This window comes from Actinoplanes sp. NPDC021490, from assembly GCF_055562135.1.
Genome location: NZ_JBVHFW010000039.1, coordinates 1,550 through 2,801 on the forward strand (window position 1 = coordinate 1,550; position 1,252 = coordinate 2,801).

The window sequence follows — 1,252 nt, forward strand, 5'->3', positions numbered from 1 at the left end:
CGGGGCGAGGCGGAGAACTTAAGCGCCAGTAAACGGCGGTGGTAACTATAACCATCCTAAGGTAGCGAAATTCCTTGTCGGGTAAGTTCCGACCTGCACGAATGGCGTAACGACTTCCCCACTGTCTCAACCACAGGCCCGGCGAAATTGCAGTACGAGTAAAGATGCTCGTTACGCGCGGCAGGACGGAAAGACCCCGGGACCTTTACTATAGCTTGACATTGGTATCCGAATTTAATTGTGTAGGATAGGTGGGAGCCGGTGAAGCTCGGACGCCAGTTCGGGTGGAGGCAATCTTGAAATACCACTCTGTTGGGTTTGGGTATCTAACCTGCGGCCCTGATCGGGTCGAGGGACAGTGTCTGGTGGGTAGTTTAACTGGGGCGGTTGCCTCCTAAAGGGTAACGGAGGCGCCCAAAGGTTCCCTCAGCCTGGTTGGCAATCAGGTGTTGAGTGTAAGTGCACAAGGGAGCTTGACTGTGAGACTGACGGGTCGAGCAGGGACGAAAGTCGGGACTAGTGATCCGGCACTTGCGTGTGGAAGCGGTGTCGCTCAACGGATAAAAGGTACCCCGGGGATAACAGGCTGATCTTCCCCAAGAGTCCATATCGACGGGATGGTTTGGCACCTCGATGTCGGCTCGTCGCATCCTGGGGCTGTAGCAGGTCCCAAGGGTTGGGCTGTTCGCCCATTAAAGCGGTACGCGAGCTGGGTTTAGAACGTCGTGAGACAGTTCGGTCCCTATCCGCCGTGCGCGTTGGATACTTGAGAAGGGCTGTCCCTAGTACGAGAGGACCGGGACGGACGAACCTCTGGTGTGCCAGTTGTCCCGCCAGGGGCACGGCTGGTTGGCTACGTTCGGAAGGGATAACCGCTGAAAGCATCTAAGCGGGAAGCTCGCTTCGAGATGAGGTATCCCACCACCTTGAGTGGGTAAGGCTCCCAAGAGACTATTGGGTTGATAGGCCGGAGATGTAAGCCAGGTAACTGGTTCAGTCGACCGGTACTAATAGGCCGAGGGCTTAACCACCCTAAACTTTTGAGCGCGTCCACTGTGTGATTCACAGCAAACGAACAACCACCCGGCCGGCAACGGCTGTGCGTGTTGGTTGATTCGCTACGCTGAAAGCTGTTTCGGTGGTCATAGCGGAGGGGAAACGCCCGGTCTCATTCCGAACCCGGAAGCTAAGCCCTCCAGCGCCGATGGTACTGCACTCGGGAGGGTGTGGGAGAGTAGGACGCCGCCGGACT

2 rRNA genes (1 of these 2 only partly in view) are annotated in these 1,252 nt (G+C 56.9%); both read left to right on the forward strand.

What is annotated here, in order from left to right:
* Window positions 1–1,031 (forward strand): 23S ribosomal RNA (locus ACZ3I4_RS47795); its annotated part reaches 1,549 nt to the left of the window's first position; the annotation flags it as partial.
* A gap of 103 nt (window positions 1,032–1,134) precedes the next feature.
* Window positions 1,135–1,251, forward strand: a 5S ribosomal RNA gene (rrf, locus tag ACZ3I4_RS47800).
* The last annotated feature ends 1 nt before the right edge of the window (window position 1,252 follow it).